A 23,316-nucleotide genomic window follows, 5' to 3' on the forward strand; every position below is an offset into this window, starting at 1 on the left:
GTGGCCCTAGTCGCGGGTGAGCTTGCGGTAGGCGGAACGGTGCGGCTTCGCGGCATCCGGGCCGAGGCGCTCGATCTTGTTCTGCTCATAGGATTCGAAGTTTCCCTCGAACCAGTACCAGTTCGCCGGGTTCTCGTCGGTGCCCTCATAGGAGAGGATGTGGGTTGCGATCCGGTCGAGGAACCACCGGTCGTGAGTGATCACCACGGCGCAGCCGGGGAATTCGAGCAGCGCGTTCTCGAGCGAGCCGAGCGTTTCGACGTCCAGGTCGTTGGTGGGTTCGTCAAGCAGGAGCAGATTGCCGCCCTGTTTGAGGGTGAGCGCCAGGTTGAGACGGTTGCGCTCTCCACCGGAGAGCACGCCGGCCTTCTTCTGCTGGTCGGGGCCCTTGAATCCGAAGGTGGACACGTAGGCACGGGACGGGATCTCGGTCTTGCCGACCTGGATGTAGTCCTGGCCGTCCGAGACGACCTCCCACAGGGTCTTGTTCGGGTCGATTCCGGTGCGGTCCTGGTCGACGTAGGAGATCGCGACGGTCTCACCGATCTTGAGCTCGCCGCCGTCTAGGGGCTCCTTGCCCACGATCGACTTGAACAGTGTCGTCTTACCGACACCGTTCGGGCCGATGATGCCGACGATGCCGTTTCGCGGGAGGGTGAAGCTGAGCCCGTCTATGAGGACACGGTCGCCGAAGCCCTTCGTGAGGTTCTTCGCGTCGATGACCTGGGCGCCGAGGCGCGGGCCGACCGGGATCTGGATCTCTTCGAAGTCGAGCTTGCGGGTGCTCTCCGCCGCCGCCGCCATTTCCTCGTACCGGGCGAGGCGGGCCTTGGACTTGGCCTGGCGCCCCTTGGCGTTCGAGCGCACCCATTCGAGCTCGTCCGCGAGGCGCTTGGCCATCTTCGCGTCCTTCTTGCCCGCGATCAGCAGTCGTTCCTGCTTCTTCTCGAGGTAGGTGGAGTAGTTGCCCTCGTAGGGGTAGAGGTGACCGCGGTCCACCTCGGCGATCCACTCGGCCACGTGGTCGAGGAAGTACCGGTCGTGGGTGACGGCGAGCACGGCGCCGGGGTACTGCGCGAGGTGCTGCTCGAGCCACAGCACGCTTTCGGCGTCGAGGTGGTTGGTGGGCTCGTCGAGGAGGAGCAGGTCGGGCTTCTGCAGGAGCAGCTTGGTCAGCGCCACCCGGCGCTTCTCACCACCGGACAGGTCGGAAACGGCCGAGTCTCCCGGCGGGGTGCGCAGGGCGTCCATGGCCTGTTCGAGCTGGGAATCGAGGTCCCAGGCGTCGGCGGCGTCGATGGCCTCCTGCAGGGTGCCCATCTCGGCCAGGAGGGCGTCGAAGTCGGCGTCCGGCTCGGCGAGGGCGAGGCTGATCTCGTTGAACCGGTCGACCTTGGCCTTGATCGGGCCGACGCCTTCCTGCACGTTCTCGAGCACGGTCTTCGTCTCGTCCAGTTCGGGCTCCTGCATGAGGATGCCGACGCTGTAGCCGGGTGACAGTTTCGCTTCACCGTTGCTCGGCGTGTCGAGGCCGGCCATGATCTTGAGGATCGTGGATTTTCCGGCTCCGTTCGGCCCGACCACGCCAATCTTGGCGCCGGGGAAAAAAGACATCGTCACATCGTCGAGGATGAGCTTGTCGCCAACCGCCTTGCGTGCGCGGACCATCGAGTAAATAAATTCGGCCATAGTGCTTACCAGTCTATTTGCCGCGTGGCCCCGACCAGACACGTGCCGCTCGCCAGCACCGGCATGACGGCGCCGTGATAGCCGCCGGTGGCCGGCCCGTTCTGCCCGATCAGGCATTCCGCGTCGAAGCGCACGGCGAACTGGATCGAGTCAGCGGCGAGCGCAGCACTGGTCTCGTCGAAGGTCACCTCCATCCGGGCCCGGTCGAAGCCGGCCGCGACGAGCGCGTCGATGAAGTCGCGACCGCCGGCCGCCGGGTTGGCGGCCACAACGCCGGACGCCACGAAATCGAAATAGGCGAGATTGGTGCGCGCGTCCTGGTCGGGCCGCAGGGTCGGGGCGGGCAACGGAGACGGGGCCACGGCCGGCCTTGAGGCGGCCGGCGCGGAGGCGCTCGGCGACGGTGCCGGAGATGTCGCGGGCGGCGCAGCGGCGCAGCCGGACAGGCCCAGGCCGAGCCCTGCCCCGAGGGCGAGCACGGCCGCGGTACCGAGCATCCGAGGGACCACCGCCCCTGCCCTGCGCCGCGGGTCCATCCCAGGTCCAACCTGCACGGGGCGTCCTTCCAGGGGCCACGGATGCGGCCGACCCTAAGAGTCTAGGGTGACCAGGCCGGCGTCCTCCCTCGGCAGGAAGCCGCGGGACTCAGCCTGATCCTGTGCCGTTTGTTCCTGTGCCGAGGACGGCTCCGACGGTTCTGCCGGCTCTGCAGGCTGGGACGGCTCCCCGGACAGCCGCCCGGGCGCCGCGGCCGCACGCTGGGAGATCGTGGTGCACCAGGTCAGGTCGTGGCCCACACTGTCCGCTTCGATCTCGACCGCGGTGCCGTTCTTGTCGGCGTTGTGCCAGTCGCGGATGCGCAGCCAGCCGGCCGGCAACGACGACGTGTTCACCGCGGCGCACCGACCGCACCACGTTGTGGGCCAGCTGCCGGAAGGTCGAGACCGTGTACCAGTTCGTCTCCGCGTCCACCCAGGACTGTTTCGCCCGGTCGAACCTGCGCTGACCGGAAGCCAGCCGGAACGTGGTGATGGCCAGCCCGGTGCTCGTGACGACGTGGCGCGGTGTTGTCGCCACGATCCCGGTCACCGTGATGATGTCGCTCATTGCGTGCTCCCTGCACCTCGACGGGCGCCGGGCTACGGCTCGGCGCGCGCGACCCGGGAGCGAACGCTCGTGCCTGTCTCCGTCACCCCCGGGTCGCGTGCTCCGAGTCTGCGACAGGGCCGTGCCGGTGCGTGCCCGGTCCGCCATCCACGTGGACGAGGGAACCGTGCCGCTGCCTGTGGAGGGCTAGGGAAGAATGTACTGCGCGTAGGACTTGCGGATCTTGTTCACCTTGGGCAGGGCAACGGCCATGCAGTAGCCCTGGCCGGGGTTCTTGGCGAAGAAGTCCTGGTGGTAGTCCTCCGCGACGAAGTACTCGCCGAGCGGCTGGATCGTCGTGACGATGCCCTCGCCCCACCATTCGGCGGCACGCGTGCGCGCCTTTTCGAAGAGCTGCTTCTGTTCGTCGTCGGCGTAGAACATCGCGGAGCGGTATTGGGTTCCCACGTCGGCGCCCTGACGATTGAGCTGGGTCGGGTCGTGCAGGGTGAAGAAGACGTCAAGGATCACGCCGGCCGGGATGACCTCCGGATCGAAGGTGACCGCGATCGCCTCCGCGTGCCCGGTACGGCCGGTGCAGACCGACTCATAGCTGGGATCGGGCGTGTCTCCCCCGGTGTAGCCCGACACGACGTCGGTCACCCCGCGAAGCACCCGATACACGGCGTCGAGACACCAGAAACATCCACCTGCGACCACAAAAGTTTGCACGGTCCTAGAGTAACTGCATGACCTTCGTTGCTGCTGAGAACCGCTATTCCGAGATGACCTATCGCCGCACCGGACGGAGCGGCCTCAAGCTTCCGGCACTCTCACTCGGTCTCTGGCACAATTTCGGGCACGACCGGCCGACAGACACCCAACGGGCCATCCTGCGCCGGGCCTTCGACCTCGGAGTGACCCATTTCGACCTGGCCAACAACTACGGCCCTCCCTATGGCTCGGCCGAGACGAACTTCGGCCGGATCTTCGCCGAAGACTTCCTTCCCTACCGCGACGAACTGGTCATCTCAACCAAGGCCGGCTACGACATGTGGCCCGGACCGTACGGTGACTTCGGATCGCGCAAGTACCTCTTGTCCTCCCTCGACGCGAGCCTCGGCCGCCTCGGACTGGACTACGTCGACATCTTCTACTCCCACCGCCCCGACCCGGAGACCCCGATCGAGGAGACGATGGGAGCCCTGGCCTCCGCCGTGCAGCAGGGCAAGGCCCTCTACGTGGGCATCTCCAGCTACACGCCGGAACAGACCAGGGCCGCCGCCGCCGCTCTGGCCGAGTACAACGTGCCGCTCCTGATTCACCAGCCGCGCTACTCGATGTTCGACCGCCATGTCGAAGACGGCCTCTTCCCGGTGCTCGATGAGCTCGGCGTGGGCAGCATCTGCTTCTCACCGCTGGCCCAGGGTCTCCTGACCGACCGGTACCTGTCGGGGAACGTCCCGGCGGATTCCCGGGCGGCGACAAGCCGGTTCCTGTCCTCGGATGTCCTCACCGATACCTATCTCGAGCGGGTCCGCGGCCTGAACGCCATCGCGGCCGAGCGCGGCCAGACCCTGGCCCAGCTTGCCGTGACCTGGATCCTCCGCCAGCGGTCGGTGACCAGTGTGCTGGTCGGGGCGAGCAGCGTCGGCCAGCTGGAGCAGACCGTGGCGGCCCTGGACGCCCCGACGTTGACCCCGGACGAGATCGCGGCGATCGAACCGTTCGCCGTGCACGGCACCGGACTGCGTTAGTCGGTGGGATACCTCTACGCTCTCCTCGCGTCGCGGCGATGGCGCTGCTCGGTGTCGCCGGCATCGTGGTCGCGCAGACGGCCCGGGTGAACAAGGCGGTCGATCTGGACCTCGCCAGCCCGGACCTCGCCCTCGCCCTCGGGAGCGAGCCGGTCGCCGCAGCCCCGGATTGAATGTCGGTGGCCGGCCGTAGCGTGGAGACACCATCAACCGCGGCCGGCCGATATCGGAGGATTCCTTGTCCACAGCTGCTGCCCTGCCGAACCGTTCTCTTCAGTCCGGCCATCCTCTTCAGTCCCGCCTTCCTCTTCAGCCCGGCCGTCCTCCCGGGCCGGCGACCGGAACCGTCCGCGGCCTCTCCCTGTTGCCCGTCGCCGACGGCCTCTGGCGCGTGGTCACCCGTAGCGGGGCGGTGCTCGGCCACATCGAACGAAGCACCGACGGCCTCGACGAGCGCTTCGCCGCGCGGCGTCTCCTGGCGTCCACCCGGACGACGGCCCTCGGCACCTTCTGGAACATCGACGACGCCGCGGATTGCTTCCGGTGAGTCTTCTGCATCTTCGCCGACACGACCTTTCAGGCACGCCGGGCGTGTTCCCCGCGAACCGGGATCGGTCCCGGTAAAGTGCCGCTCATGCAGTGGTGGAATAGTTTCGTGTCCTGGCTCACGGCAGCCAGCAATCAGACCATGGTGTTCAGCGCCGTGGTGCTCGTCGTCGCGATCATCGTGGCCAGCCTGCTGGCCGCGTGGATCTCCCGAGGAGCAATCCGCCACCTGCTCGCCCAGCATGATCGAGAGCTGAAGGCGGCCGTCATCGGCGCCCTGGTGGACGCGGCGACCGAGGCATCCGTCTGGAACTCGCTGAGCCCGCAGGAACAGGTCATGGCGGACCGCGCCGTCGGCCAGGCCGACATCCAGCTGCGCCTCCTGCCGATCAAGGGGTCGGCCGTGGCCGCGAATTGGGCCGCGCACCAGCTGGCCGAGCTCAAGCGCACCTCCGCCACCTTCGGCTACCAGCTTGAACCGGCTCTGCTCGAGTTCCGTGACCGTCTGATCGAATGGCAGCACAAGCCTGCTCGGGCGCGCAAGGTCTTCCTCAGCGACCTGGACCGGTGGAAGGTGGCGAACACCACCTCCGAGAAGAGCCTGCTCGCCGAGCAGGATGCGTGGGCCGCGCAACAACACCACGACCAGTACTCGACCCCGCAGGCTGCGCCGGTGCCGGCACCGTTGAACTACGCCACCACCCCGGCCTCACCGTCGACGGAGACCCAGCGCCTCCTCGACGACGTGCAGGCGCTCGAAGTGCGGCCCGCGCCGTACGCCGCGTCCTAGATCCATCCGCCCTGACGATCCGCCCTAACGCCACCACTCATCGAACATCGACGCCGGCACGCGGCGCTTGTGCTCGGTGGCCAGGTAGCGCTTCTCGATGGCGTCGGCCACGGCATCGTCGACCTGGCGCCCCTCGAGGTAGTCGTCGATCTGCTCGTACCGCAGGCCCAGGTTGTCCTCGTCGGTCTGGCCGGGGGTGTCGTCGAGCAGGTCTGCGGTCGGCTGTTTCTGGTAGAGCCGCTCGGGGGCGCCGAGTTCGACCAGGAGCGCGCGCCCCTGCCGTTTGGTCAGCCCCGTGAGCGGCAGGATGTCCGTTCCGCCGTCTCCGTACTTGGTGAAGAACCCGGTGACCGCCTCGGCCGCGTGATCGGTGCCCACGACGAGGAGCCCCTGTGCGCCCGCGAGGGCGTATTGGGCGACCATCCGGGCGCGGGCCTTGACGTTGCCCTTGTCGAAGTCGGGGAGCTCCCGGCCCATGCTGACGAGGTATTCGGCGTCGATCCCGTCGACGGCGCGCTGGATGTTGAAGGCTGCGCTCGACTGGGGCCGGATGAATTCCAGGGCGAGCTGGGCGTCGTCCTCGTCGCGTTGCACCGCGTAGGGCAGGCGCACGGCGAGGAAGGTCGCCGGGTGCCCCTCGGCGGCCAGCTGCTCGACGGCAAGCTGGCAGAGCCGTCCGGCCAGGCTCGAATCCTGGCCGCCGCTGATCCCGAGCACGAGGCCCTTCGCCCCGGTGCGCCGGAGGTAGTCCACGAGGAACTGGGCTCTGCGGCGCAACTCGAGCGCCGGCTCAATGGTCGGGGACACGTTCAGTTCCGCGATGATTCGCGCCTGCACTTCTTGCATACGACGAACCTACCAAGCACGCGGAGCCTCGGTCATTCCGTACATCGATTGCCAGCGTCCCCACAGCAGATCCCCCCGCCCCGCGACGGCCCCGGCGCCTCGTCGGCTGGTCACTCGCAGTGACACCGGCAGCAGTGCGCCCACCAGGCTGACAGGATCGCCGGATCCACCGGAGACCGACGGAGACAAGGCGGATTCAACCGGCGGAAGCAACACGTCGAGACCGGAGTTGCGCGCAACGGACCGGTAGCGAGCGGTGGCCCGCCTGTGAAGGCGGACCACCGGCGATTGTTGCCCACGGCAGGTTCCTGGGCTGGTGACTCAGTGCAGCACTCCGCAGGCGGCCGGGTCCGTCGCTTCTGCAGGCAGGTTCGGGTCGAGTTCGCTTGCACCTGAGCTGAAGTCATACTCGCCGTTGCCGTTGTAATCGATGCCGTGGATCACAACAACGCCTTCGCCCTTGCGGATGGCCTCGGCAATCTGTCTGGCTGTTCCGGCTCCGTCGGGCCCGGTGAAGCCCGTCCCCGCGACCGCGGTGATGCGGATGTTATCGCGGCTGTAGTCGTAGCTGCCGTCCTCGGACACCGGGAAACGCGTCACATCCAGGAAGCTGGCCGGAGTTGTGTCGCCCGTTGTGTTCAGCGAAACGACGACCGGTCCGTACGCCGGAATACCTTCCGCCGTGTTCACGCGGCCATCACCGTTGCTGTCCAGCGCCGGGGTGGGGCACTCGTGGAGCGCCTGGTCGCCGAAGTGGATGTGTTGCGCGTGCGGAGCGTCGGGTGTCAGCCCGGAGGCGTGCACGTCTATGTGCTTGATCCTCTGGTTGCGAATTGTCGCGGTAGCGATGCCGGATGCCCCAGAGCCGTTGAGTTCCGTGAGATCGGCGGTCAGCGTTACAGTTTTGCCTGGGCCTGCCGGTTGCGGAGTGTGCGCTTGCGCAGCGCCGGATCCGAGTGCGGCCACAGCGAGTAACGCAACGGTCGAAACTCCGAGTATCCCCATGGAATATCGTTTCACGATGGTCTCCTTGGTAAGCGGCCAACGGGGAGGTCCCGTTGGACTAGGTTGTTCACGGTAAACACTAATGAGGTTTAGTCACTTTAAGGGGCATGGGTGCCATTTTTTACCCACGCGTTTTACACCATTGCGTCGGGCAGACGAACATGACGGCCGAACTCCTCACCCGAGCGCTAAAGAAGTGGCGGTACCGGAGTCCAGCAATCAATGCCGACCCGTTCATGAGAATGAGCCGGGATATTCGCTGGAAATAATCGGGGTGCCAGGCTCTCGAGCACCTTGACGAGCCCACTCAACGATCCCGCAGCGTGAAGTCCCAACTGCCTTCGGTGCCGACGGCTGACCTGATGAGCCGCTTCGACGAGACTGTTACCGATCCCGGGCTGCGGCTAGCAATCGTGAAGGAGTATGTGCGGAACTTGGTGGCGAACGGCGCGGACCCCGGGCGTCCCTGGCCGGGTAGCTGGTGGGCAGCGGCAACGGCAGGCACGACCTTGGCCGAGATCAGGGCGGCAAACGAGTCAACCCCCTTGACGTCTATGCCGCCACCGGGACAGTGGGCTCAGCCTCGCCATGTGTGTTTGACACGAGCCACTTCCTTGAGGATCTGGTTCTCGTGGAACCCGTGCACCAGGCTGGCCTGCCGGTTCCGCCCGGGACGATCGGCGCCAGGATCCTGGTCACCGTCTGGTTCTCCCGCACCCTGCCGCTGATGCGCAATGAGAAGTCCGACAGCGTCGGTATCGACGTCCGTGAGCGCCGTCCTCGACGGCGTCCGCCTCGGGTCAGGAACGAACCAGCCGGGCGATCGCCTCCGAGGCCTCTTTGATCTTGAGGACCCCCTCTTCGCCTCCGGCGGCGACGGCGGACACGACGCAATGGTTCAGGTGGTCGTCGAGCAGGCCGAGCGCAACGGACTGCAAGGCGCTCGTCATCGCCGAAATCTGGGTGAGGATATCGATACAGTACTTCTCGTCGGAGACCATCCCCTGGATACCCCTGGCCTGCCCTTCGATCCGACGCAGCCGCTTGAGGTAGGCATCCTTGCCGGAGATATAGCCGTGATGAGCGGAATGCTCCCCGGTCGAGGCTTCGATTGACTCACTCATTGTCGTTCCATTCTCATCTCCACACCGGACCAAAACCACGCCGTCCGCGGTCCGGAATCTCATCGTCACATAATCATACCCCACAGGGGTATAATTGTTTCGATACCCCACAGGGGTAGACGGCGAGAGTTCGCGAAAACGTCGCGGATCGAAAGGAACACTGAATCTTATGCACACCACGAATGTGAACGACCTCGGCCTGACTGATGCATCCTGCACCTGCGATTCGCACTCAGATCACGGCGAAAGCACAACGGCACTCCCCCGCAACACGTCCACCGCAACTTACCGGGTGACCGGGATGACCTGTTCGCACTGTGTCGCCAGCGTCACGGCGGAAGTCGGTAAATTGGCCGGCCCCGAGAATGTCACGGTCGCACTCGTCCCGGGTGGTGTCTCGGTGGTCACCGTCTCCAGTGCCGCCCCGCTCGACGCGGCCGCCGTGGCTGCCGCCATCGATGAAGCAGGCTACGAACTGGTCCCGGCGAGCTCATGAGCGGGGAGCAGGTCGACCTTCTCGTCGGCGGAATGACCTGCGCCTCCTGCGCGGCCCGGATCGAGAAGAAGCTCAACCGGATGCCCGGGGTCGAGGCCTCGGTGAACTACGCCACCGAGAAGGCCAGCGTCTTCCTCCCCGACGGCACAACCCTCGAGCAGGCCATCGCCGTGATCGAAGAGACCGGCTACACCGCCGAACGACCCCGGCCGCCCAAAGCCACGGCACCCGACGCGCCCACCGAGCAGGACCGTGAGGTCGCGAGCCTGCGCCAGCGGCTGATCCTCTCCGCCGTGCTCGCCGCGCCCGTGCTGCTGCTCTCGATGATCCCGCCGCTGCAATTCAGCAACTGGCAGTGGCTGGCCCTGACCCTGGCCGCGCCCGTCGCCGTCTGGGGTGCCTGGCCCTTCCACCGTGCCGCCTGGGCCAACCTGCGCCACGGCGCGGCGACCATGGACACCCTGATCAGCATCGGCGTGCTCGCCGCCCTCGGCTGGTCGCTGTTCGCCCTGTTCTTCGGCACCGCCGGGATGCCGGGCATGACCATGAACTTCAGCCTCACCGCCAACCCGGAAGGCGGCGCGCACGAGATCTACCTCGAGGTCGCCTCCGCCGTCACCGTGTTCATCCTGGCCGGGCGTTACTTCGAGGCCCGCGCCAAGAAGCGCTCCGGCGCCGCCCTGAAAGCGTTGCTCGAACTCGGAGCGAAGGAGACGACCCTCCTCCGGAACGGCATCGAGACCACCGTGCCGACCGCGTCCCTCGTCGTCGGCGACCTGTTCGTGGTGCGTCCGGGCGAGAAGATCGCCACGGACGGCACGGTCACCGAGGGCAACTCGGCGATCGACGCCAGCATGCTCACCGGCGAGTCCGTCCCCGTCGAGGTCGGCCCCGGCGCCGCCGTCGTCGGCGCCACCTTCAACTCGGGTGGGCGTCTGGTGATCCGGGCCACCCGGATCGGCGCAGACACCCAGCTCGCCCAACTCGGCCGCCTGGTCGAACAGGCGCAGACCGGCAAGGCGGAGGTGCAGCGCCTCGCCGACCGGGTGTCCGCCGTGTTCGTGCCCATCGTGATCGGGCTGGCACTGGCCACCCTGGTCGTCTGGCTCCTCCTCGGCGCCGGGCCCGTCGTGGCGTTCACCGCGGCCGTGGCCACCCTGATCATCGCCTGCCCGTGCGCGCTCGGCCTGGCAACACCCACCGCGCTGCTGGTCGGCACCGGCCGCGGCGCCCAGCTGGGCATCCTGATCAAGGGCCCGCAGGTACTCGAATCCACCCGCCGGGTCGACACCATCGTGCTCGATAAGACCGGCACCGTCACCACCGGCCGGATGACCCTCGTCGCGACCGCCCCCACCGCCGGCACCACCGAGGCCGAGCTCCTCGGCCTCGCCGGCGCGGCGGAGACCGGTTCCGAACATCCGATCGCGAAGGCGATCGTGACCGGCGCCCGGGACCGGACCGGTGACCTGCCGACGCCGGAATCGTTCGCCTCGACCGACGGGCTCGGCGTGCAAGCCCTCATCGACGGGCGGGTCGTGCTCGTCGGCCGCCCCCACTGGCTGGCCGACCAGTGGGCCATCCCGCTCCCCTCCGACCTCCAGGCGGCGCTCTCCTCCTTCGAGGGCCAGGGTCGCACCGTGGTCGCCGTGGCCTGGGACGGTCAGGCGAAAGGCCTGATCGCCGTGTCCGACACGGTCAAGCCCACCAGCGCGGCCGCGATCGCCGAGTTCCGTCGCCTCGGCCTGCGCCCGGTGCTGCTCACCGGCGACAACGAGATCGTCGCCGCAGCCGTCGCCGCGGAAGTCGGCATCACCGAGGTGCGGGCCGGCGTCCTGCCCGCCGAGAAGGCCGAGGCCATCCGGCAACTTCAGAGCGAAGGGCGCGTCGTCGCCATGGTCGGCGACGGCGTGAACGACGCCGTCGCGCTGGCCACCGCCGACCTCGGCATCGCGATGGGAACCGGAACGGACGTCGCCATCGAGGCCAGCGACCTGACCCTGGTACGCAGCGACCTGGTCGCGGCCGCGGACGCGATCCGACTCTCCCGACGCACCCTCGCCACCATCAAGGCAAACCTGTTCTGGGCCTTCGCCTACAACGTGGCCGCGATTCCCCTCGCGATGCTCGGCCTGCTCAACCCGCTGATCGCCGGCGCCGCGATGGCACTGTCCTCGGTCTTCGTCGTCAGCAACAGCCTCCGCCTCCGCCGATTCCGCGGACTCACCCTGACCGTCGCGCCGACGCACACTGGCGCGCTGCACACCGAACCGGCCACCGTGACCTGACCTGCGGCTGGCTTCCGCCTCACAGGGCGCGCGTCGGTCTCGACGACTTGGGCAGGTCGCGCACTCTCAGCTTCGGGTCAGCTTCCATCTACTAGATTAGTTAGTAGTTGGGTTGTCGTCCCAGCATTCCTGATCGGAGCTGGCCCATGGAACAAATTCTGTTCTCGACAACGATTCTCGCGGCATTTCTCGGCGGTGTCGTCGCCCTGATGGCGCCGTGCTGTGTGTCCGTGATGCTGCCGGCGTTTTTCGCCTCGAGCTTTCGAAGTCGCACCCAAATTCTGGGAATGACGCTCGTGTTCTCCGCCGGGATCGCCACGATCATCCTGCCGATCGCCCTCGGTGCCGCGCTCGTGAGCCGAATCCTGTTCCAATACCACTTCGGCATCTTCAGCGTCGTCGGCCTGCTCATGGTGGGGGTCGGCGTCGCCACCCTGCTCGGCTGGAAGTTGATGCTTCCGATGCCATCCGGGCGCGGTGGTGGAACCGGCATCGGATCCGTCTACAGCCTCGGGGTCTTCTCCGGTGCGGCTAGCGCCTGTTGTGCCCCGGTGCTGGCCGGCGTGGCAGCACTATCCGGGGCGGCGTCGTCGATCCCTGCCGCAGCTGTGGTGGGTGTGGCCTATGTCTTCGGCATGGTCGCACCATTGACCGTGTTGGCCCTGGTCTGGGACAAGAAAGACTGGGGCAGCAGTCGCGTGATGTCGGCATCCGTGCCGCTCTGGCCCGGCTCGGGCAAGCGGATGCCGCTCGTGACGCTGGTATCGGGCGGGTTGATGGTTGCGATGGGAGCCATCACCATCGCGCTGGCAGTGCAGGGTCCCGGAATGGCACCCGACGGGTGGCAGGTCGAGGTCGCCGCCGCGCTCGGGCACAGCGCCGCGCTCATACTGCAGTTCCTGTCGTTCGTTCCCGGCTGGATCACCTCAGTCGCCGTATTCGCGGCGTTGGTCCTGCTCATTTGGCTGGCGTTGGCCAGCCGATCCCGGGCCAGCCGACCCGCGACGGAATCGGCCCCGGCCGCCTAGCAGCCCGAGCACGCGCACACCCCCACGGACACGAACACGAAAACGAAGGAATCCGAGTAATGGCTTCACCCAGCACGACCCTCCCGCCGTCCGGCCCGATGAAGCGGACGACTCACCCGCGACTGTGGAGAACCCTGATCGTGATCGGCGTCCTCTCCGTGCTCCCAGCCATCTTCTTCGTCACCCTGAACGCGCAGCCCACTCCGTCGGCGCCCACGGGCGCAGCAGTAGCCGCCAGTTACGCGGTCGGCAGTCCCGGTCCGGGCGAGAAGGCTCCCCCATTTTCCTTGCCCTCCACTGCGGGCGGGATCGTCAACCTCAGCGACTATCGGGGCAAATCGGTTCTCTTGTTCTTCCATGAGGGAATCGGTTGCCAGCCTTGCTGGGATCAGATCCGAGACCTGACCGCCGCTGACGAACAGTTGACGTCGGCCGGGATCGACGAACTCGTCACGATCACCAGCGGACCTGTCGACTTGATTGCTCAGAAGATGTCCGATGACAAGCTCACGGCATTGGCCCTGGCGGATACCAGGCTTGACGTCTCCATTGAGTACGACGCGAACAAATACGGCATGATGGGCGATTCCCGGAACGGTCACAGCTTTGTCCTGGTGGGCCCGACCGGTGACATCGAGTGGCGCGCGGACTACGGCGGCGCGCCCGATTTCACGATGTATGTGCCGTTGGAGCAGATCCTCTCCGATATGCAGGACGGCCGGTTGGCCTCGTGACCCGGATCATCCTTTTGACCCAGGCTTCCTGCGTCTCCTGCGAGCAGGCAAAGATCGCACTTGCTCGGCTAGCCTTGGAGTTCCCCCTCGAAGTCGAAGAGATCCCTCTCGGCAGCGAAACCGGTCGGGCGCTGGCACTTCGACACGCTGTCGCCTTCGCTCCCGGAGTCCTCGTCGACGGTGCGCTCTTCAGCTACGGACGCCTCCCGGAAAAGAAATTGCGCCACCAACTCAGCCAACTCGTGAAGATGACGGGCGCAGCCCGGACAGGAGCCTCCGAATGAAGCCCAAGAACCTCGGGATGGGAGCGACCCCGCATCGGCAGGCTGTCGTCGCATCCGTGAAGGCAGATCTCAAACGCGCCGAGCGGCGCCGCAAACTCTGGTTCTACGGTTCTGGGGCCGTGATCATCCTCGCAGCCGCCCTGACCGTCACCCTGGTGATCGTGTCCGGCCAAACGGGATCGACCCCGATCGCCACTGGGCCGATACGAGGGGTCGTGAGCTCGGAGGGCCTGGGTCGAGACCACGTCGTCAACAAGGTGGCGTTTCCTGCCGTGCCTCCCGTGGGAGGCGACCATTCCGAGCAACTCACCAACTGCGGAATCTACCCGGACCCGGTCGACACCTGGAGAGCGGTGCACTCCCTCGAGCATGGGGCCGTCTGGGTCACCTACCACCCCGACCTCCCAGCCGACGAACGCGACATGCTCGCCGCGCAGGCTGCCGACAACGACTATGAACTGCTCAGCCCATATCCGGATCTGCCGGCACCCGTGGTCGTCAGCGCGTGGGGCAAGCAGCTCAGCCTGCAGAGCGCCGACGACCCCAGGCTGGCACAATTCCTGGCCACCTACTTGCAGGGCCCCCAAACTCCCGAACCCGGTGCTCCCTGTTCCGGCGGGATCGACGGCTGACGCACCCGATCCGCGCGGCCAGTCCCATCCGGTACTATGCTGAGTAGTTGAAGACGGATGCCGGTGGCAGCCCCGCCGGAAGGGAGTGTGCGCATGCGTCAGTTGGGCACACTCGAGAAGCTCATCATGGATCGACTGTGGTCCTGGAATCACCCGGTTGCCGTGCGTGAGGTTCTCGAGGACCTCCAAAAGGACCGTGTCCTCGCGTACACCACGGTGATGACCGTGATGGACAACCTGCGTCGCAAGGGCATCCTGACCCGGGAGAAGGATGGTCGGGCCTACCGCTATCGCCCGGTGATGACGCGCGAACAGTACACGGCGGCCTTCATGGGGACGGTGCTGGCCGGGAGTGCCGACACTACCGCGACGCTGCTGCATTTTCTTGAACAGATCCCGCCCGCCGAGGTCGCTCGACTCCGTGAGGCCCTGAATCAGAGCACGGAGCACGGCCCGAGCGCCGCCACCCCATGACCGCGCCGGCCGCCCTGATCCTCTACGCCGCGCTCGTGGCCGGCCTCGGACCCATGATCCTGCGCCGAATCCCCTGGCTCGAAAGGTCACCTCGGCTCGGAATCGCGGTCTGGCAAGCCCTCAGTCTGTCGCTGGTGTCCGCCGTCGTGTTCGCCGGACTGAGCCTCGCGATTCCGGCGATCCCCTGGACGACGAACCTGGCGGAGTTCATCAGCGCCTGCGCGATGACTCTGCTGGCGCAATACTCCACCCCCGGCGGTGCCGCCGTCAGCGCGACGGGGGCCGTCGCGGCCCTCGCCGTGCTCGGCAGGGTCTGCTACTCTCTCATCGCCGTCCGGGTCCGCTTGTCCCGCGATCGGCAAACCCAGCTGGATGCCCTTGCAGTTCTCGGCGAGCGACACCGTGACTACGACGCGTTCGTGATCGAGCATGCGTCGGCCGCCGCCTACTGCCTGCCTGGTCGCCAGCATCGGGTCGTTCTGACAAGTGCGGCGTTGACGGCGCTCGATCACAATCAGCTCATCGCCGTGCTCGCGCACGAGCAGGCGCACCTGCGCGGTCGGCACCACCTGATCCTGGCCGCGGCCGAGACGCTGCACTGCGCCTTCCCCCGGATCGCGGTCTTCCGCGAGGCCCGCGGCACGCTCGGCCGTCTCGTCGAGATGCTGGCAGACGACGATGCCGCACGGCGCAGCGGCCGGACTACTGTGGCCACGGCGCTCGTGCGACTGGCCGAACACGGCCTGGCCCCTGCCCCGGCGCTTGGCGCCGGTGGCGAGTCGGCCGTCATCCGTGTGCGGCGACTTGTCGCCCCGCACCGACCGCTCGGTGCGGCGAGAACCGTGATCGCGGCCGCGGGCGCGGGCGTGCTGCTGGCGCTGCCACTGTTCTTCGCTCTCGCTCCCGCCACCGCCGCGGGCACCATGCCGCCCTGCCCTCCGGGCGATACATCCCTCACCATGTAGCTCAGAAGCCCGCCCCGACGCGGGAATCCCCGGCCGGGCGGTCGCCGGCCGGGGATTCCCGTGTCACTACGGGTGTGTCATCGCGGGGAGCAGGTGCAGCTTTCCCCGCATTCGTGCGGAGCGTCGGTGGTGGGTTTGCAGCAGCCGGACAATGTGGCCTCCTTCCCTTTCATGATGAGTTGCGGCGGATGAAAGGACGCTAGGCGCGAGTCGACGTACCGTCTGTGCGGTTGAGTGGAGTCACTCGCAGCGTCGCCAGCTCCGCGCGCAAGCGGGTCAGCTCCGTTGCCTCGGTCGTCGATGAGGCCAGGCGGTCCATCGATTCGGCCGGATGGCCGTGGGCACAGTGGCCCTTGAGCATCGGGCGCACGCAGAAGAGGTAGGTCAGGGTCACCGACGCCAACAGAATCGCTGCAGGCAGGATGAGCTCGGTCATCGGGAACCGTCAGCCGCAGTCGGCGGGGTCGCCGTCGATCGGAGGTCATGCTGGTTCGCACGCAGAAGGTCGGCCTCGGCACGAAGCGTAGCCAATTCAGCCGCGTCGCCGGGCGACAGGGAAGTCGCCGCGCCGTCGTGCTTCTTGCCGCGCATCATGAACCACATCATCAATCCCATACCGACGGGGCAGGCAAGCAGAGCGAGGGTGTAGAGGACCTGGCTCATGATTCCCCCTGCTCGGTGGAATGCGTGTGAGCGGACGTGGACGATGCGGCCGCATGATGAGCCTTCATCTTCGCGTCCATCCTCGCTCCGCCGGATTCACCCTTCATGTCGGTCATGTCCGTGTCGGTCATGTCAGTCATGTCCATGTCGGTCATGTCGGTCATGTCCTTCTTCATCTGCCTGTGCATCTTCGCCATGGCGGCGGTCCCTGCGTGCCCCCTCACTTCCTGAGATTCCGTGGTCCCCGCCATGCCATCGGTCGTGAGCGCGCTTTGGGCCGCGTATGCAGGGGCGACTGAGCCGGCCACGATCAATCCAGCGGCCGCCAGCGAAGATATCCAGATTTGTGTGCGCATGAGCGCCTCCCTTTCGGTTCTACTATCATTCATAGTAGTAGGTGGGCCTCGTCAGGACCTCCTGCTCAGGACAACACACAGGAAAGCGTCAGCGCACTCGGTGTCGGGCGGCAGGTTCCGCGATATCGCGACTGTGGCCGTTTACAGGATGGAACGGGCGCAGCGCGTCCCGGGAGGATTGAGAACATCGAAGCATCCCTAATCGCCCGGGCAGCGGAGCCAACGCTTCGGAAGGCCGGTCCCATGCTCGACCGCGACTTCCAGCGGCGAGCAGATCACCGGTCCCTCACCCCGGCGAGCGCGACCGGACTACCGCTGTGGGCCGCAATCCTGCTCGCGGCCGGTGCCGGAGCGATTCTCGACGGCGCCTTCCCGGATCGCGGCTGGTGGGTTCTCGCTCCGGTCGGGGTGGTCCTCATGCTCCTGGCGCTTTTAGGTCGCGGACCGGGGGCCGGATTGCTGGTCGGAATGGTTGCCGGCCTGTCCTTCTGGCTGGTACACATCAGCTGGCTCACCCTTTACCTCGGACCGGTCCCCTGGCTGGCCCTGGCCACCCTGCAAGCCATCTTCTTCGGAGCCAGCCTTGCTCTGATCGGCGTCGTGCTGCGGGTCGGGCCCCGAGTCTGGTCAGGCGCACCGGGGCGTCTCGGAGTCGTTCCGGTCATCGTGGCCGGGATCTGGACGGCGCGAGAAGCCCTGACTGCGGTCTGGCCCTACGGCGGATTCGCCTGGGGGCGGGTGGCCCTCTCCCAGTCGGAGAGCCCCTTCGGCTCCCTCGTCGCCTGGGTCGGCATGTCCGGTCTGAGCTTCATCGTCGTGTGGTTGAGCGCCCTCATACTGCAGTTGCTCCGGGAGTACCGGCTTGAATGCGCCCTGCGGTTGGGAATCGCCGTCGCTGCCATTGCCATTCTGCTGGCGGTGCCGGCCTTGCCAACCATCCAGACGGGCAGCACACGGCTCGCGGCGGTTCAGGGCGCCTCCGATGCCGGCCTCTTCGCGCGGTACGCGCCCGGCCAGATCCTGGCCGACCACGCCTCCGCGACCGTGCCGCTCGGCGGCGAAGAGGTCGATTTCGTGGTCTGGCCCGAAAACAGCAGCGACATCGACCCGACCCGGTCCGCGGATGCCGCCAGGGTCAGCGACGACATCAGCCGAGCGATGAACGCGCCTCTGGTCACCGGCACGATCACGGAACGCGACGGCAAGTTCTACAACTCTTCCCTCCTGTGGAAGGCGGGCCAGGGCGCCGTGGGTGTCTACGACAAGGCGCACCCGGTCCCCTTCGCCGAGTACCTGCCGGACCGAACATTCTGGCGCCCCTTCGCGCCGGAACTGGTCGACCTCGTTTGGCGTGACTACGAGATCGGCACGCGCGGCAACGTGTTCGACCTCAACGGTATCCTGGCCGGGATCGCGATCTGCTTCGACATCGCGGACGACCGACTGGTCCGGGAAATGATCGACGCGAAGGCACAGATCATTCTCGCCCAGACGAACAACGCCGATTTCGGACGCACCGACGAAAGCGTGCAGCAGCTCGCCATCGCCCGACTCCGCGCCATCGAGGCCGGTCGTACCGTCGTCAACATCTCCACCGTCGGCTCGAGTGCGATCATCACGCCCGACGGCAAAACCCTCGACAGCCTCCCCACCTGGGAACCGGGCGCCATGGTGCAGACCGTGCCGCTCAGCGACACCGTCACCCCCGCTATGCGCGTCGGCAGCGGCATCGAATGGCTCGTCTCCGGGCTCGGTCTCGCCGGCCTGGCGCTGTGCCTTCTCGGCGCGCTCCGGCGCCGGTCGGGAACAATCCACCGCCCTCTGCGGTTTCAATAGATACCCCCTTGGGGTATATAGTTGATGTTGTCGCATAACGCCGCGGCCTCACGGCAGCGTCCGATTTTGAAGGGAAGAGTTTCGCATGAGCGAAAAATCCACATCCAGGTCGTCCGGCACCGGCAAGTCCGGCGGTCACGACGCGTCGGAACAGACAGGCAAGACGGAAAAGATGGGACCGATGGACCACTCGAAAATGGGTCATTCGAAAATGGACCACTCCACAATGGGCGCCGTCAAGGGGGCGCCACCTGAACGCAGCATGCAGGACACGATGGGACACGGCGGCCACGGCGGCATGTCCATGGACGGCATGATCAAGGACATGCGGAACCGGTTCATCCTCGCGGCCGTCCTGTCGATCCCGATCACCCTCTGGTCGCCGATCGGACGCGACGTGTTCGGCTTCACCGCGCCAACCCCATTCGGTCTCCGCGACGATATCTTCGCGTTGATCCTGTCCTTGCCGGTCATCTTCTACTCCGCCTGGATCTTCTTCGATGGCGCCGTCCGGGCGCTGCGGGCTCGCACCCTCGACATGATGGTCCTCGTGGCCGTCGGCGTCGGAGCCGGCTGGGTCTACAGCCTGATCGTCACCCTCACCGGCGGCGGCGACGTCTTCTACGAGGCCGCGACCGTGCTGACCAGCTTCGTCCTGCTCGGCCACTGGTTCGAGATGCGCGCCAGAGGCGGCGCGAACGACGCTGTCCGCACACTGCTCGAACTCGCCCCGTCGATGGCGCTCGTGATCCGCGACGGCGAACCGGTCGAGGTCCCCACCGCCGAAGTGATCCCCGGCGACCTGCTCATGGTGCGCCCCGGTTCGAAGATCCCCACCGATGGTGTCGTCGAAGACGGCGAATCCGACATCGACGAGTCCATGGTCACCGGAGAAAGCCTCCCGGTCGCCAAAAGCATCGGATCACCCGTGATCGGCGCAACCGTGAACACCACCGGAACCCTCCGGGTCCGCGCAACCGCGGTCGGCGCCGATACCGCCCTGGCCCGAATCGTCGCCCTCGTTCAGGAAGCGCAGAACTCCAAAGCCCCCGGCCAGCGCCTCGCCGACCGGGCCGCGTTCTGGCTCGTCCTGGTCGCCCTGATCGGCGGCACCGCGACCCTCGTCACCTGGCTCCTCCTCGGGTCCACTCTGCCCACCGCCATCCTCTTCGCCATCACGGTCGTCGTGATCACCTGCCCCGACGCCCTCGGACTCGCCACCCCGACCGCGATCATGGTCGGCACCGGACTCGGCGCCAAACGGGGCATCCTCTTCAAGACTGCCACCGCCCTGGAGACCTCGGCCCGCATCGATGCCGTCGTGATGGACAAGACCGGCACCCTCACCCAGGGCAAACCGGAAGTCACCGACTTCGTCGCAATCGGGATGGACGAGAGTGAACTCCTCGCCCTCGTCGCCGCCGTCGAACGAGAATCAGAGCACCCCCTCGCCGGCGCCGTCGTCACTTACGCCACCGCCCAGGGCGCAGCCGTGATGACCGCCTCCGAGTTCCGCAACGTTCCCGGCCACGGTGCCGGCGCCACCGTCAACGGCCACGAGGTCTTCGTCGGCAACCGCAAACTGATGCTCGCCCAGGGCATCGACATCGACCCGGTCGCCGAAACCCGCGAGAGACTCGCCTCGACCGGACGCACCGCCGTCCTCGTCGCTGTCGACGGGAAAGCCAACGGCGTGATCGCCCTCGCCGATGCCGTTCGCGAAACCGCCGCCGCCGCCGTCGCCGCCCTGCACGACGCCGGCATCCAAGTCGTCATGCTTACCGGCGACAACGAGGCAACCGCCGCCCGCATCGCGTCCCTACTGGGGATCGACACCGTCATCGCCGAGGTCCTCCCCGAAGACAAGTCCGCGAAGATCAAAGAACTCCAGGCCACCGGCAAACGGGTCGCCATGGTCGGCGACGGAGTCAACGACGCTCCCGCCCTGGCGCAGGCCGACCTCGGCATCGCCATCGGCGCCGGCACGGATGTCGCCATCGACACCGCCGGCGTGGTCCTGATGCGGTCCGACCCACTCGATGTGCCGATTGCCCTGAGGATCGGCAAGGGCACCCTGCGCAAGATGCGCCAGAACCTCGGCTGGGCCATCGGCTATAACGCCCTCGCCCTCCCCATCGCCGCCGGTGTCTTCTTCCCCAGCCTCGGCATCCGGTTGAGCCCGGAAATCGCGGCCCTCTCCATGTCCGGCTCCAGCGTCATCGTCGCAGTCAACGCCCTCCTCCTGAAGCGGCTTCACCTTCCAACGGCCGCCGGCCTCAGCTCGGACGCGGCATCCACTCCGGTGCCGATCGAAGCCCCGTAGAAGGTGAACGACAGCGGCCGCGTGGACGGTCCACGGCCTGGCCTCCAGAAAGAACCCGGCGTTCCTGGCCGCACTGGCTAGGGACGGGGCAGGCTGCCGTCGGCGCGGCACCCGAGGCAACCCGCCCTCGTGTTGACGCCCGACGTGTCAGCTTTCACGGCCGCCTATGCGCAAAGGCAGGACTACCGTGAAGCTCGCCCCGCGTTCAGGGCCGGCCGACGATGCGGTGACGTCCCCACCGTGCGCGCGTGCAATCTCGCGGGCGATCGTCAGGCCGATCCCCGATCCTGCTGACCGACGGGCCTGGCTTGGCACACGGTAGAACCGCTCGAATACCCGCTCTCTATCCTCCTCGTCCAGGCCCACTCCCGTATCGCTCACGACGACTTCGCCGCGGCCACCGGCACCACGCGCAGTGATCGTGACGGTTCCACCGGCGGGAGTGGCATGCAGAGCGTTACCGAGAAGGTTGGTCAGAACTTGGGTCATTCGGTCGGGATCCACATGCACGGGGAGTGCTGTGTCGGCGTCAAGTTTCAGCGTGACCGCCGCATCTTCGAATTGAGGTGAGAGGCGCGCAGCGGCGCGGCGAGCAAGGACGGCCAGGTCTGCAGTGACTGGGTTCAGGTCGAGTCGCTGCTCTTGAGCGCGCGAGAGGCTGGAGAGGTCGTCGGAGAGCCGGTGCAGGCGGCGCAGTTCCTCGCTGAGGGAGCCGAACGTGTCGGGGCCGGCGGTGAACACACCGTCGATCAGGCCCTCGACGTAGCCGTCCAGCACGGTCAGCGGGGTTCGCATCTCATGCGCAACTTCCCCGAGCAGCCGTGTGCGCCGGGACTCCGTGTCAGCCAAGGCCCGGGCGAGGGTGTTGACGTCAGTGGCCAGCGCGGCCAGTTCCGGCTCGGAGGGCACGGGAACCGTGCCTCCGTACTTTCCCGCGGCAATCAGCTTCGTTGCGGCCCGCACCGCGTTGAGGGGTCGGAGAAGACGACCGGTCACTGCCGCCGCCACGAATCCGGCGGCGACGACACTGGCCAGCACGCCGATGATGAGCGAGGTCGTCAGGGCGGAGAGGAAGGCGGAGCGCACGCTCGCCGCGTCCATGCTCCCCATGGACATGCCCGTTCCGTCACTGTTCATCATCATCCCCAGCCGATCCTCGAACAGGCGTGGGGCGAGCAGCGAGATTGTCAGGTAGGCGACGATGCCGCCGACCACGGCAACCGCAGCATAGGAGATGAACAGCCGCAGCGACAGGCGCATTCTCATCGGGGCCGGCCCACGAATTTGTAGCCCACTCCGCGCACGGTGGCAATCAGGTGCGGGTCGCCGGCGTCGTCTCCGAGTCGCGCGCGCACACTGCGGATGTGGACATCGACGACCCGCTCGTCGCCGTAGAAGTCGTAGCCCCAGACTTTCTCCAGCAGTTGCGCCCGTGAAAACACTCGCCCGGGCTCGGCGGCGAGTGCGGCGAGAAGGTCAAATTCCAGGCTCGACAGCACCACTGGTGTTCCGTTCGCCTCGACTTCCCGGTGGGCCGGGTTGACGGACAAGCCGTCGAAGTGAAGCAGGGGGTCTGCATCGGTCCGGTCGCCCCGATTGTCACGACGCAGCATGGCCTTCACGCGGGCCGTGACCTCGCGCGGGCTGAACGGCTTGGTCACATAGTCGTCCGCACCCACACCGAGTCCGACAAGCTTGTCGACCTCCTCAGCCCGCGCTGTGAGGAGGATCACGTACGCGTCGCTGAAGCTGCGCAACTGCCGGAGGACTTCGAGTCCGTCCATTCCCGGAAGCATCACGTCCAGGAGCACGAGGGCCGGAGGATCGTTGCGGAGTGCGGCAAGCGCCTCAGCGCCGTCCGCAGCCTCCGCCACCTCATAACCTTCTGCCTCCAGGTAGCCGCACAGGACTGTCCGGATCTGCGGCTCATCGTCAACGACCAGGACCTTGTGCATGTCTCACCCCTTTCCTCTGATTATGGCCGCAACGACAGGCCGGCAGCGCCGGAACCGCCGAGCGGCGCCGACGCTGAGCCGTGCTCACGGGACTCGTTGAGAGAGAACTTTCATCGGACCTTGTCTTCGAGGAGCTTTAACCGTTCCCGATATTCCGTGGTGTCCAATTCGCCCTTCGCGAAGCGGTCATCAAGGATCTGACGTGCTTGGCTCCGTTCCCCTCGTCCCGGGGTGAGCGGAGAATCTCCGCGTTGACCTCCACCATCCGTTCCGCCGGCAAACGCTCGCACGGCCCAGATGACCAGCAAGACGATTGCGGCGAGCATGAGTAGCCCGACCGGCCATCCCCACGCCATGTTGTATCCGGTTCCCCACATCATTTCTTCTGCTCCTTCGGTTTTGTTCGTTGGTGATTGTGAATGTGCCCGAGGACCGGGCT

At 66.8% G+C, this 23,316-nt stretch carries 27 protein-coding genes and 1 pseudogene; 14 read left to right on the plus strand and 14 right to left on the minus strand.

Annotated features, from left to right (window positions below):
• Positions 1-6: 6 nt before the first annotated feature.
• From ettA to msrA, 5 genes and pseudogenes are all read right to left on the minus strand, one after another.
• Positions 7-1,689, minus strand: coding sequence for an energy-dependent translational throttle protein EttA (gene ettA, locus E3O48_RS12165; RefSeq protein WP_134539141.1), 1,683 nt, complete (start codon positions 1,687-1,689; stop codon positions 7-9).
• A gap of 5 nt (positions 1,690-1,694) precedes the next feature.
• Positions 1,695-2,243, minus strand: a complete 549-nt coding sequence (locus tag E3O48_RS12170) for a hypothetical protein (protein ID WP_241982514.1) — start codon at positions 2,241-2,243, stop codon at positions 1,695-1,697.
• 36 nt (positions 2,244-2,279) lie between these two features.
• Positions 2,280-2,582 (minus strand): hypothetical protein, encoded by a 303-nt coding sequence (locus E3O48_RS18050; RefSeq protein WP_241982515.1) that lies wholly within the window; start codon positions 2,580-2,582, stop codon positions 2,280-2,282.
• A 22-nt stretch (positions 2,583-2,604) separates the two neighbouring features.
• Positions 2,605-2,943: pseudogene (locus E3O48_RS18350) on the minus strand (single-stranded DNA-binding protein); the annotation flags it as partial.
• A 39-nt stretch (positions 2,944-2,982) separates the two neighbouring features.
• Positions 2,983-3,507 carry a peptide-methionine (S)-S-oxide reductase MsrA gene (gene msrA / locus E3O48_RS12180; RefSeq protein ID WP_134507169.1) on the minus strand — a complete coding sequence of 175 codons (525 nt, stop codon included), beginning with the start codon at positions 3,505-3,507 and terminating at the stop codon, positions 2,983-2,985.
• 17 nt (positions 3,508-3,524) lie between these two features.
• Here msrA and mgrA point away from each other — a divergent pair, with 17 nt between their 5' ends.
• The 4 genes from mgrA (at position 3,525) to E3O48_RS12195 (ending at position 5,868) form a co-directional block, all read left to right on the plus strand.
• Complete coding sequence (gene mgrA, locus E3O48_RS12185; RefSeq protein ID WP_134539143.1) at positions 3,525-4,532, plus strand: L-glyceraldehyde 3-phosphate reductase; 1,008 nt, start codon at positions 3,525-3,527, stop codon at positions 4,530-4,532.
• Positions 4,533-4,570: 38 nt separating this feature from the next.
• Positions 4,571-4,705: a hypothetical protein gene (locus E3O48_RS18185; protein WP_255453758.1), complete on the plus strand. Its 135-nt coding sequence runs from the start codon at positions 4,571-4,573 to the stop codon at positions 4,703-4,705.
• 191 nt (positions 4,706-4,896) lie between these two features.
• Positions 4,897-5,079, plus strand: a complete 183-nt coding sequence (locus tag E3O48_RS12190; protein ID WP_134539145.1) for a hypothetical protein — start codon at positions 4,897-4,899, stop codon at positions 5,077-5,079.
• 87 nt (positions 5,080-5,166) lie between these two features.
• Complete coding sequence (locus E3O48_RS12195) at positions 5,167-5,868, plus strand: hypothetical protein (protein WP_134539146.1); 702 nt, start codon at positions 5,167-5,169, stop codon at positions 5,866-5,868.
• A 24-nt stretch (positions 5,869-5,892) separates the two neighbouring features.
• Here E3O48_RS12195 and nadE read toward each other — a convergent pair whose 3' ends face one another.
• From nadE to E3O48_RS12210, 3 genes are all read right to left on the minus strand, one after another.
• Complete coding sequence (nadE, locus tag E3O48_RS12200) at positions 5,893-6,714, minus strand: ammonia-dependent NAD(+) synthetase (RefSeq protein WP_134539148.1); 822 nt, start codon at positions 6,712-6,714, stop codon at positions 5,893-5,895.
• 321 nt (positions 6,715-7,035) lie between these two features.
• Positions 7,036-7,734, minus strand: coding sequence for a CHRD domain-containing protein (locus tag E3O48_RS12205; RefSeq protein ID WP_134539150.1), 699 nt, complete (start codon positions 7,732-7,734; stop codon positions 7,036-7,038).
• A 785-nt stretch (positions 7,735-8,519) separates the two neighbouring features.
• On the minus strand, positions 8,520-8,843 hold the full coding sequence (locus E3O48_RS12210) for a metal-sensitive transcriptional regulator (RefSeq protein ID WP_134507161.1): 324 nt from the start codon (positions 8,841-8,843) through the stop codon (positions 8,520-8,522).
• A 169-nt stretch (positions 8,844-9,012) separates the two neighbouring features.
• Here E3O48_RS12210 and E3O48_RS18355 point away from each other — a divergent pair, with 169 nt between their 5' ends.
• The 8 genes from E3O48_RS18355 to E3O48_RS12250 all read left to right on the plus strand — a co-directional run bounded on the left by E3O48_RS18355 (position 9,013) and on the right by E3O48_RS12250 (position 15,744).
• Positions 9,013-9,339 (plus strand): heavy-metal-associated domain-containing protein, encoded by a 327-nt coding sequence (locus tag E3O48_RS18355; protein ID WP_134539152.1) that lies wholly within the window; start codon positions 9,013-9,015, stop codon positions 9,337-9,339.
• Positions 9,336-11,627, plus strand: coding sequence for a cation-translocating P-type ATPase (locus E3O48_RS12220; RefSeq protein ID WP_134539154.1), 2,292 nt, complete (start codon positions 9,336-9,338; stop codon positions 11,625-11,627). Before E3O48_RS18355 ends, E3O48_RS12220 begins: the two co-directional genes overlap by 4 nt.
• Positions 11,628-11,773: 146 nt before the next feature.
• A complete protein-coding gene (locus E3O48_RS12225) occupies positions 11,774-12,655 on the plus strand; it encodes a cytochrome c biogenesis CcdA family protein (RefSeq protein ID WP_134539156.1) in 882 nt (293 codons plus the stop codon).
• A gap of 140 nt (positions 12,656-12,795) precedes the next feature.
• Entirely contained in the window at positions 12,796-13,389 is a 594-nt protein-coding gene (locus E3O48_RS12230) for a redoxin domain-containing protein (RefSeq protein ID WP_166788698.1), read from the plus strand.
• Positions 13,386-13,673 carry a thioredoxin family protein gene (locus E3O48_RS12235; protein WP_134539160.1) on the plus strand — a complete coding sequence of 96 codons (288 nt, stop codon included), beginning with the start codon at positions 13,386-13,388 and terminating at the stop codon, positions 13,671-13,673. The genes E3O48_RS12230 and E3O48_RS12235 overlap by 4 nt, the downstream gene beginning before the upstream one ends.
• Positions 13,670-14,305, plus strand: coding sequence for a DUF3105 domain-containing protein (locus tag E3O48_RS12240; RefSeq protein WP_198413065.1), 636 nt, complete (start codon positions 13,670-13,672; stop codon positions 14,303-14,305). The genes E3O48_RS12235 and E3O48_RS12240 overlap by 4 nt, the downstream gene beginning before the upstream one ends.
• A 93-nt stretch (positions 14,306-14,398) precedes the next feature.
• A complete protein-coding gene (locus E3O48_RS12245) occupies positions 14,399-14,779 on the plus strand; it encodes a BlaI/MecI/CopY family transcriptional regulator (protein ID WP_134539162.1) in 381 nt (126 codons plus the stop codon).
• Positions 14,776-15,744, plus strand: coding sequence for a M56 family metallopeptidase (locus E3O48_RS12250; protein WP_134539164.1), 969 nt, complete (start codon positions 14,776-14,778; stop codon positions 15,742-15,744). Before E3O48_RS12245 ends, E3O48_RS12250 begins: the two co-directional genes overlap by 4 nt.
• 199 nt (positions 15,745-15,943) lie before the next feature.
• On the opposite strand, the gene E3O48_RS12255 is transcribed toward E3O48_RS12250, so the two are convergent.
• From E3O48_RS12255 to E3O48_RS12265, 3 genes are read right to left on the minus strand one after another with little or no spacing between them, the layout of a single operon-like run.
• Positions 15,944-16,180: a hypothetical protein gene (locus E3O48_RS12255; RefSeq protein ID WP_134507143.1), complete on the minus strand. Its 237-nt coding sequence runs from the start codon at positions 16,178-16,180 to the stop codon at positions 15,944-15,946.
• Complete coding sequence (locus tag E3O48_RS12260) at positions 16,177-16,407, minus strand: hypothetical protein (protein WP_134507141.1); 231 nt, start codon at positions 16,405-16,407, stop codon at positions 16,177-16,179. Before E3O48_RS12260 ends, E3O48_RS12255 begins: the two co-directional genes overlap by 4 nt.
• The gene (locus tag E3O48_RS12265; RefSeq protein ID WP_134539166.1) at positions 16,404-16,763 is read right to left on the minus strand and encodes a hypothetical protein; all 360 of its coding nucleotides are present in this window, start codon (positions 16,761-16,763) and stop codon (positions 16,404-16,406) included. The genes E3O48_RS12260 and E3O48_RS12265 overlap by 4 nt, the downstream gene beginning before the upstream one ends.
• 243 nt (positions 16,764-17,006) lie before the next feature.
• Between E3O48_RS12265 and lnt the strand changes: the two genes are divergently transcribed.
• Entirely contained in the window at positions 17,007-18,599 is a 1,593-nt protein-coding gene (gene lnt / locus E3O48_RS12270) for an apolipoprotein N-acyltransferase (protein ID WP_134539167.1), read from the plus strand.
• A gap of 211 nt (positions 18,600-18,810) precedes the next feature.
• The gene (locus E3O48_RS12275) at positions 18,811-20,922 is read left to right on the plus strand and encodes a cation-translocating P-type ATPase (RefSeq protein ID WP_241982516.1); all 2,112 of its coding nucleotides are present in this window, start codon (positions 18,811-18,813) and stop codon (positions 20,920-20,922) included.
• 147 nt (positions 20,923-21,069) lie between these two features.
• Here the strand turns inward: E3O48_RS12275 and E3O48_RS12280 are convergent, their stop codons facing one another.
• From E3O48_RS12280 to E3O48_RS12290, 3 genes are all read right to left on the minus strand, one after another.
• Entirely contained in the window at positions 21,070-22,182 is a 1,113-nt protein-coding gene (locus E3O48_RS12280; protein ID WP_198413066.1) for a cell wall metabolism sensor histidine kinase WalK, read from the minus strand.
• Between the two features lie 2 nt (positions 22,183-22,184).
• A complete protein-coding gene (locus E3O48_RS12285; protein ID WP_134539172.1) occupies positions 22,185-22,877 on the minus strand; it encodes a response regulator transcription factor in 693 nt (230 codons plus the stop codon).
• Between the two features lie 110 nt (positions 22,878-22,987).
• Complete coding sequence (locus tag E3O48_RS12290; protein WP_134539174.1) at positions 22,988-23,257, minus strand: SHOCT domain-containing protein; 270 nt, start codon at positions 23,255-23,257, stop codon at positions 22,988-22,990.
• Positions 23,258-23,316: the final 59 nt, after the last annotated feature.

Origin of the sequence: Cryobacterium sp. HLT2-28 (genome assembly GCF_004402495.1) — a bacterium.
Lineage (GTDB): Bacteria > Actinomycetota > Actinomycetes > Actinomycetales > Microbacteriaceae > Cryobacterium > Cryobacterium mannosilyticum.

Bases quoted from the DNA above. Each gene is read 5' to 3' on its own strand.
- E3O48_RS12225 (WP_134539156.1), top strand. From the start codon at position 11,774: ATGGAACAAATTCTGTTCTCGACAACGATTCTCGCGGCATTTCTCGGC.
- nadE (WP_134539148.1), bottom strand. From the start codon at position 6,714: ATGCAAGAAGTGCAGGCGCGAATCATCGCGGAACTGAACGTGTCCCCG.
- ettA (WP_134539141.1), bottom strand. From the start codon at position 1,689: ATGGCCGAATTTATTTACTCGATGGTCCGCGCACGCAAGGCGGTTGGC.
- E3O48_RS12265 (WP_134539166.1), bottom strand. From the start codon at position 16,763: ATGCGCACACAAATCTGGATATCTTCGCTGGCGGCCGCTGGATTGATC.
- E3O48_RS12210 (WP_134507161.1), bottom strand. From the start codon at position 8,843: ATGAGTGAGTCAATCGAAGCCTCGACCGGGGAGCATTCCGCTCATCAC.
- E3O48_RS12290 (WP_134539174.1), bottom strand. From the start codon at position 23,257: ATGATGTGGGGAACCGGATACAACATGGCGTGGGGATGGCCGGTCGGG.
- E3O48_RS18185 (WP_255453758.1), top strand. From the start codon at position 4,571: ATGGCGCTGCTCGGTGTCGCCGGCATCGTGGTCGCGCAGACGGCCCGG.
- E3O48_RS12280 (WP_198413066.1), bottom strand. From the start codon at position 22,182: ATGCGCCTGTCGCTGCGGCTGTTCATCTCCTATGCTGCGGTTGCCGTG.
- E3O48_RS12245 (WP_134539162.1), top strand. From the start codon at position 14,399: ATGCGTCAGTTGGGCACACTCGAGAAGCTCATCATGGATCGACTGTGG.
- E3O48_RS12195 (WP_134539146.1), top strand. From the start codon at position 5,167: ATGCAGTGGTGGAATAGTTTCGTGTCCTGGCTCACGGCAGCCAGCAAT.
- lnt (WP_134539167.1), top strand. From the start codon at position 17,007: ATGCTCGACCGCGACTTCCAGCGGCGAGCAGATCACCGGTCCCTCACC.
- E3O48_RS12285 (WP_134539172.1), bottom strand. From the start codon at position 22,877: ATGCACAAGGTCCTGGTCGTTGACGATGAGCCGCAGATCCGGACAGTC.
- E3O48_RS18355 (WP_134539152.1), top strand. From the start codon at position 9,013: ATGCACACCACGAATGTGAACGACCTCGGCCTGACTGATGCATCCTGC.
- E3O48_RS12220 (WP_134539154.1), top strand. From the start codon at position 9,336: ATGAGCGGGGAGCAGGTCGACCTTCTCGTCGGCGGAATGACCTGCGCC.
- E3O48_RS12255 (WP_134507143.1), bottom strand. From the start codon at position 16,180: ATGACCGAGCTCATCCTGCCTGCAGCGATTCTGTTGGCGTCGGTGACC.
- E3O48_RS12260 (WP_134507141.1), bottom strand. From the start codon at position 16,407: ATGAGCCAGGTCCTCTACACCCTCGCTCTGCTTGCCTGCCCCGTCGGT.
- E3O48_RS12275 (WP_241982516.1), top strand. From the start codon at position 18,811: ATGGACCACTCCACAATGGGCGCCGTCAAGGGGGCGCCACCTGAACGC.
- E3O48_RS12250 (WP_134539164.1), top strand. From the start codon at position 14,776: ATGACCGCGCCGGCCGCCCTGATCCTCTACGCCGCGCTCGTGGCCGGC.
- mgrA (WP_134539143.1), top strand. From the start codon at position 3,525: ATGACCTTCGTTGCTGCTGAGAACCGCTATTCCGAGATGACCTATCGC.
- E3O48_RS12240 (WP_198413065.1), top strand. From the start codon at position 13,670: ATGAAGCCCAAGAACCTCGGGATGGGAGCGACCCCGCATCGGCAGGCT.